The sequence below is a fragment of the Lysobacter sp. F60174L2 genome, from assembly GCF_052547135.1.
On record NZ_JBQWRA010000009.1, the window covers coordinates 1 to 5,788 of the forward strand.

Genomic DNA, 5,788 nt, shown 5'->3' on the forward strand with positions numbered 1-5,788 from the left:
GCCGCCCTGGTGGCGGACGCGCGGGTCTACCATGGTGTAACGGCGGTGACGCCGCTGGACCCGGGTTTGGCATCGCACCGGGACGTGCTGGTGGTGACATACCGCGCGGTGCCCGCCACCCCGTCCGCTTCGCAGCTGGTGCAGGTGGTGTAGGTGGTGTAGGTGGTGTAGGAGCGACGTAAGTCGCGATCGGGGAGCCGGTTCGGCAGACGATTGTCCGATCGCGACTCACGTCGCTCCTACAAAGCCGTCCGCCAAGACAGCCGCCGGATCCTTTCCGGTTTCCAATCGCCATAAAAAAAGGCCGGTCCCTTTCGGGGACCGGCCTTGGGTGTAAATGCCCAGCGATGACCTACTCTTGCATGGCTTAGGCCACACTACCATCGGCGCGTGTGCGTTTCACTTCCGAGTTCGGGATGGGATCGGGTGGTGCCACACAGCTATTGTCACTGGGCAAGCTGTTGAAGCGTCGCCTGTCGGCGCCAGCTTGCATGGGGTGGGACGTAGCGATTGAGGTTTGGAATGTCGACGCGTCGTCGAGTCCAAGGCCACTTGAGGTTATATGGTCAAGCCACACGGATCATTAGTACTGGTTAGCTCAATGCATTGCTGCACTTACACACCCAGCCTATCAACCACCTGGTCTTGATGGTTCCTTCAGGGGAGTCAAGCTCCCGGGAGATCTCATCTTGAGGCGCGCTTCCCGCTTAGATGCTTTCAGCGGTTATCGCTTCCGAACATAGCTACCCGGCAATGCCACTGGCGTGACAACCGGAACACCAGGGGTTCGTCCACTCCGGTCCTCTCGTACTAGGAGCAGCCCCTCTCAAATCTCCAACGCCCATGGCAGATAGGGACCGAACTGTCTCACGACGTTCTGAACCCAGCTCGCGTACCACTTTAAATGGCGAACAGCCATACCCTTGGGACCGACTACAGCCCCAGGATGTGATGAGCCGACATCGAGGTGCCAAACACCGCCGTCGATATGAACTCTTGGGCGGTATCAGCCTGTTATCCCCGGAGTACCTTTTATCCGTTGAGCGATGGCCCTTCCATACAGAACCACCGGATCACTAAGACCTACTTTCGTACCTGCTTGATCCGTCGATCTCGCAGTCAAGCACGCTTATGCCTTTGCACACAGTGCGCGATGTCCGACCGCGCTGAGCGTACCTTCGTGCTCCTCCGTTACACTTTGGGAGGAGACCGCCCCAGTCAAACTACCCACCATACATGGTCCCCGACCCGGATAACGGGCCCAGGTTAGAACGTCAAGCACGACAGGGTGGTATTTCAAGGATGGCTCCACCAAGGCTGGCGCCTCGGCTTCAAAGCCTCCCACCTATCCTACACAGACGAACTCAACGTTCAATGTAAAGCTATAGTAAAGGTTCACGGGGTCTTTCCGTCTTGCCACGGGAACGCTGCATCTTCACAGCGATTTCAATTTCACTGAGTCTCGGGTGGAGACAGCGCCGCTGTCGTTACGCCATTCGTGCAGGTCGGAACTTACCCGACAAGGAATTTCGCTACCTTAGGACCGTTATAGTTACGGCCGCCGTTTACTGGGGCTTCGATCAAGAGCTTCGCCTTGCGGCTGACCCCATCAATTAACCTTCCAGCACCGGGCAGGCGTCACACCCTATACGTCCACTTTCGTGTTTGCAGAGTGCTGTGTTTTTGATAAACAGTCGCAGCGGCCTGGTCACTGCGACCCCCGCCAGCTGTAGCCCGCATGGGCCACCAGCAGGGGTGCACCTTCTCCCGAAGTTACGGTGCCATGTTGCCTAGTTCCTTCACCCGAGTTCTCTCAAGCGCCTGAGAATTCTCATCCTGCCCACCTGTGTCGGTTTACGGTACGGTCTGCGTAAGCTGAAGCTTAGGAGCTTTTCCTGGAAGCGTGGTATCAGTCACTTCGCCCTGATGGGCTCGTCTCGCTGCTCGGTGTTGAATGGGGTCCCGGATTTGCCTAAGACCCCCACCTACCTGCTTTCCCCGGGACAACCAACGCCCGGTAGACCTAACCTTCTCCGTCCCTCCATCGCACTTACGCGAGGTGCAGGAATATTAACCTGCTTCCCATCGACTACGCATTTCTGCCTCGCCTTAGGGGCCGACTCACCCTGCGTCGATTAACGTTGCGCAAGGAAACCTTGGGCTTTCGGCGTGCGGGCTTTTCACCCGCATTATCGTTACTCATGTCAGCATTCGCACTTCCGATACCTCCAGCAGACTTCTCAATCCACCTTCAACGGCTTACGGAACGCTCCTCTACCGCGCATGCAGAGCATGCACCCCAAGCTTCGGTTCAGTACTTAGCCCCGTTAAATCTTCCGCGCAGACCGACTCGACCAGTGAGCTATTACGCTTTCTTTAAAGGGTGGCTGCTTCTAAGCCAACCTCCTGGCTGTCTGTGCCTTTCCACATCGTTTTCCACTCAGCACTGATTTGGGACCTTAGCTGTGGGTCTGGGTTGTTTCCCTTTTCACGACGGACGTTAGCACCCGCCGTGTGTCTCCCGGATAGTACGTGCTGGTATTCGGAGTTTGCCATGGTTTGGTAAGTCGCAATGACCCCCTAGCCATAACAGTGCTCTACCCCCAGCAGTATTCGTCCGAGGCGCTACCTAAATAGCTTTCGAGGAGAACCAGCTATCTCCGGGTTCGATTAGCTTTTCACTCCTAATCACACCTCATCCCCTACCTTTGCAACGGGAGTGGGTTCGGGCCTCCAGTACCTGTTACGGTACCTTCACCCTGGGCATGACTAGATCACCCGGTTTCGGGTCTACAGCCCGCGACTATGCGCCCTATTCAGACTCGGTTTCCCTTCGCCTCCCCTATACGGTTAAGCTTGCCACGAACTGTAAGTCGCTGACCCATTATACAAAAGGTACGCAGTCACCCCGAAGGGCTCCTACTGCTTGTACGCACACGGTTTCAGGGTCTATTTCACTCCCTTCACCAGGGTTCTTTTCGCCTTTCCCTCACGGTACTGGTTCACTATCGGTCGGTCAGGAGTATTTAGCCTTGGAGGATGGTCCCCCCATGTTCAGACAGGGTTTCTCGTGCCCCGCCCTACTCGATTTCATCGGAAGGGTTCTTTCGCATACCGGGCTGTCACCGTCTATGGCCGAGCTTTCCAACTCGTTTTGCTAGAACCCAACCGACTTAAGGGCTGCTCCCCGTTCGCTCGTCACTACTCAGGGAATCTCGGTTGATTTCTTTTCCTCCGGTTACTTAGATATTTCAGTTCACCGGGTTCGCCTTGCATGGCTATGTATTCACCATGCAATACTGCTTGCGCAGTGGGTTTCCCCATTCGGACATCGCGGGATCAATGCTTGTTGCCAGCTCCCCCACGCTTTTCGCAGGCTGCCACGTCCTTCATCGCCTCTGACCGCCAAGGCATCCACCGTGTGCGCTTATTCACTTGACCATATAACCCCAAGTCGCCTCAGAGTCATACGTTGCGTGAATACAACGTCTCACTTCAAATATTAGGGGATCAAGTCCCCCGCCTTAGCCTCTACGACACGTCATGGACATTCCGTCTCAAAACGCTCGCTACGTCCCAGTTTTCAAAGAACGCGATCCGGCCTCAACGCCCGATCGCTTCAAATCTTGAGTGTGCGCAGAATCATCCAGAGTTCGCGGGCGGCTCGCCTTTCGGTGGTGGGTCTGGGAGGACTCGAACCACCGGCCTCACCCTTATCAGGGGTGCGCTCTAACCACCTGAGCTACAGACCCAAAAAGTCGTGCTGTGCCCGGGCCGCAGCATGGTGGAGCTTGTCGGGATCGAACCGACGACCCCCTGCTTGCAAAGCAGGTGCTCTCCCAGCTGAGCTAAAGCCCCGTGCTGAAACTCTGAATGCAGGTCACTTGTGCGGACGCCTGGACAGGCAATGTGCTGTCTTTTGTCTCTAAAGGAGGTGATCCAGCCGCACCTTCCGATACGGCTACCTTGTTACGACTTCACCCCAGTCATGAATCACTCCGTGGTAACCGTCCCCCCGAAGGTTAGACTAGCTACTTCTGGAGCAACCCACTCCCATGGTGTGACGGGCGGTGTGTACAAGGCCCGGGAACGTATTCACCGCAGCAATGCTGATCTGCGATTACTAGCGATTCCGACTTCATGGAGTCGAGTTGCAGACTCCAATCCGGACTGAGATGGGGTTTCTGGGATTGGCTTGCCCTCGCGGGTTCGCAGCCCTCTGTCCCCACCATTGTAGTACGTGTGTAGCCCTGGCCGTAAGGGCCATGATGACTTGACGTCATCCCCACCTTCCTCCGGTTTGTCACCGGCGGTCTCCTTAGAGTTCCCACCATTACGTGCTGGCAACTAAGGACAAGGGTTGCGCTCGTTGCGGGACTTAACCCAACATCTCACGACACGAGCTGACGACAGCCATGCAGCACCTGTGTTCGCGTTCCCGAAGGCACCAATCCATCTCTGGAAAGTTCGCGACATGTCAAGGCCAGGTAAGGTTCTGCGCGTTGCATCGAATTAAACCACATACTCCACCGCTTGTGCGGGCCCCCGTCAATTCCTTTGAGTTTCAGTCTTGCGACCGTACTTCCCAGGCGGCGAACTTAACGCGTTAGCTTCGATACTGAAGACCTAAGTGTCCCCAACATCCAGTTCGCATCGTTTAGGGCGTGGACTACCAGGGTATCTAATCCTGTTTGCTCCCCACGCTTTCGTGCCTCAGTGTCAGTGCTGGTCCAGGTAGCCGCCTTCGCCACGGATGTTCCTCCCGATATCTACGCATTTCACTGCTACACCGGGAATTCCGCTACCCTCTACCGCACTCTAGACTGCCAGTATCCAATGCCATTCCCAGGTTGAGCCCGGGGCTTTCACATCAGACTTAACAAACCACCTACGCACGCTTTACGCCCAGTAATTCCGAGTAACGCTTGCACCCTTCGTATTACCGCGGCTGCTGGCACGAAGTTAGCCGGTGCTTATTCTTTGGGTACCGTCAGAACCACAGGGTATTAACCCATGGCTTTTCTTCCCCAACAAAAGTGCTTTACAACCCGAAGGCCTTCTTCACACACGCGGCATGGCTGGATCAGGCTTGCGCCCATTGTCCAATATTCCCCACTGCTGCCTCCCGTAGGAGTCTGGGCCGTGTCTCAGTCCCAGTGTGGCTGATCATCCTCTCAGACCAGCTACGGATCGTCGCCTTGGTGGGCCTTTACCCCTCCAACTAGCTAATCCGACGTCGGCTCATCTTTCTGCGCGAAGCCCGAAGGTCCTCCGCTTTCACCCGTAGGTCGTATGCGGTATTAGCGTAAGTTTCCCTACGTTATCCCCCACAAAAAGGCAGATTCCGACGCTATCCTCACCCGTCCGCCACTCGCCACCAAGAGAGCAAGCTCTCTCGTGCTGCCGTTCGACTTGCATGTGTTAGGCCTGCCGCCAGCGTTCACTCTGAGCCAGGATCAAACTCTTCACTTAAGTATTGCGGCTCGGCCCGAAGGCTCCGCCTATGCTTTGAGTGCAGTGTCGTCCCAGCCCAAATTACTCGATCACTCGCATCTTGCGATGCGGTGCTTGATTCATTTGGACTGTGTCGAACATCTGCCAATGGACAACCATCCACCCGCCAGACGTCCGCACAAGTCACCTGCGCACACTGTCAAAGATCTTCGGAACCGGCCTCAGCGCCGCGTTCCAACTCGTTCACCAAAGTGCCCGAGTGAGCCGCACATCTTACAGCAGATTTCGTGGCCGTCAACACCTTCCCGACCACTTTTTTCATCCCGCTGCCCCC

General features: G+C 56.1%; 1 protein-coding gene, 2 tRNA genes and 3 rRNA genes. 1 reads left to right on the forward strand and 5 read right to left on the reverse strand.

Annotation, left to right across the window (positions count from 1 at the left end):
• Window positions 1-9 precede the first annotated feature (9 nt).
• A complete protein-coding gene (locus ACT9AS_RS14500) occupies window positions 10-153 on the forward strand; it encodes a 2OG-Fe dioxygenase family protein (protein ID WP_445100870.1) in 144 nt (47 codons plus the stop codon).
• A 186-nt stretch (window positions 154-339) separates the two neighbouring features.
• On the opposite strand, the gene rrf is transcribed toward ACT9AS_RS14500, so the two are convergent.
• From rrf to ACT9AS_RS14525, 5 genes are all read right to left on the reverse strand, one after another.
• Window positions 340-454: ribosomal RNA gene (rrf, locus tag ACT9AS_RS14505) — 5S ribosomal RNA — on the reverse strand.
• A 108-nt stretch (window positions 455-562) separates the two neighbouring features.
• Window positions 563-3,441: ribosomal RNA gene (locus ACT9AS_RS14510) — 23S ribosomal RNA — on the reverse strand.
• Between the two features lie 234 nt (window positions 3,442-3,675).
• Window positions 3,676-3,752, reverse strand: a tRNA-Ile gene (locus ACT9AS_RS14515).
• A 30-nt stretch (window positions 3,753-3,782) separates the two neighbouring features.
• A tRNA-Ala gene (locus ACT9AS_RS14520) sits at window positions 3,783-3,858 on the reverse strand.
• 69 nt (window positions 3,859-3,927) lie between these two features.
• Window positions 3,928-5,472, reverse strand: a 16S ribosomal RNA gene (locus ACT9AS_RS14525).
• The 16S, 23S and 5S rRNA genes sit together here with 2 tRNA genes alongside, the layout of an rRNA operon.
• Between the last annotated feature and the right edge of the window lie 316 nt (window positions 5,473-5,788).